A 1,551-nucleotide genomic window follows, 5' to 3' on the forward strand; every position below is an offset into this window, starting at 1 on the left:
TTTCGCTCATAGCAGACGGCAAGTTACATAGACCTGTCCGTTCCCTGACAGGAGCGGACATTTGATATTTGACCGCATTTTATTGTTCTGCGGGGTTTGTTGGTTGGCGAAATAACCCCGCATTTCGTTAAACTATATAGTTAATGAATACGGCGTCTGTACAGTCTGCAGTATGCGCAATCGATCCGCTTAAATCCTTTTTGACAACAGGATGTGGATGATGTTTAGTTCCCGAAGCACAATACAAAAATTGCGCGGGGGCCAGTAACGCAGCATTTCCCACAGTCCACGAATGCTGAGAACCGTGGTGAGGAACCTGAATTAAACCAATTTTGTCCCAGCGCATCGGCCCCAGATGGTTCCTTAGGTCTGAGATAACATTAGGGGTAAGATGTATATCTCCAGTACAGAGGGTTGCCAGACGCGAAGTCGGAGAAAATGTGGTTGGATACAGATTCTGATTACTGCCAACCCAAAATTCACTGATTTCCATTTGGACTGGTGCTGCGTACATACATAGCGAAATGTTATTTTTGGCCTTGCCGGTGTGACCAAAATGTTTTTCATAGCAATTTTTCAATATCTTGCGCCAATTCGCAGGCATAGTAGATAACGGATTATGTAAATTGATACTAATGATTGTATTCTGGATGTCAGCCTTCACGTCGGACAAAAGTTTACCCGATTTCTTCGCATACCATTGTCCGTTCCTTTTTATTATTAGACCCAGTTCGGTGAAATCTTTCTCCGCATTAAAAAAGACAAATTCAAAATCACTATTGAGAGCCTGTATAGGACAGTAATGCCTGATGGTTTTAATCTTTATGTTGCCAGGCCATGAGGGGTGGTTGAAAGTAAAGTAACTACCGCTGAACACCCTAGAGTCATCATTTTGTGGAAAATCATTAGGCCTTGGCTTGGGATTTTCTTCCTCGGAACCGACAGACGGTAAATCAGATTCCCCTTGAACTAGTATAACTTCGTCGACATGAACATCAAAGTTTCTTGATGCTAGCCATTGTAGGGGATTAAGTTGCAAAAGTGCTGCGGACGGTGAAGTGCCCTTTTTCCCAAGAACCGAAATTTCACGCACGCTTTGAGTCCATTCCGAGAAGGGCAGAACCAGAGATTTGACGCGACAGTGCCTGAGAAGCGTCTCAACGCCATTAACGTGATCATTATCAAAATGGGAGATAACCAGCATATCAATATAATTCGGCCAGCCCGACTGCGCGGTAATGTTCTCGAGGATACGGTTGAGGGTTAAGGATCGGGTGGACCCACAGTCGTAGACCCAATTGAAAAAATTCCCTCTCCTACTATCAAAAATTGAACCGGTTTTGAAAGTACCGTTTCCAACTGGTTGAAAACACTGACTAACCCCAAATTTTATCATATTTCATCCTTAAACTTACAATTCTGAAAATGTTTTAAAGCCCTTCATGCCCAGAGCATTAGATTAGAGGTATACCTGCAATCGTCCAAAATTATTTAGTGACACCGGCCAGCGTCCAATTAATTACATTCGACAAGAAGGTCTGCTCTTCGCTC

At 43.3% G+C, this 1,551-nt stretch carries 1 protein-coding gene; it reads right to left on the minus strand.

The annotated features are described in order from the left end of the window. Positions 1-127 precede the first annotated feature (127 nt). Positions 128-1,396, minus strand: a complete 1,269-nt coding sequence (locus tag BMI79_RS22775; RefSeq protein ID WP_076944407.1) for a ComEC/Rec2 family competence protein — start codon at positions 1,394-1,396, stop codon at positions 128-130. Positions 1,397-1,551 lie beyond the last annotated feature (155 nt).

It is taken from the genome of Serratia oryzae (genome assembly GCF_001976145.1).
Classification (GTDB): domain Bacteria; phylum Pseudomonadota; class Gammaproteobacteria; order Enterobacterales; family Enterobacteriaceae; genus Chania; species Chania oryzae.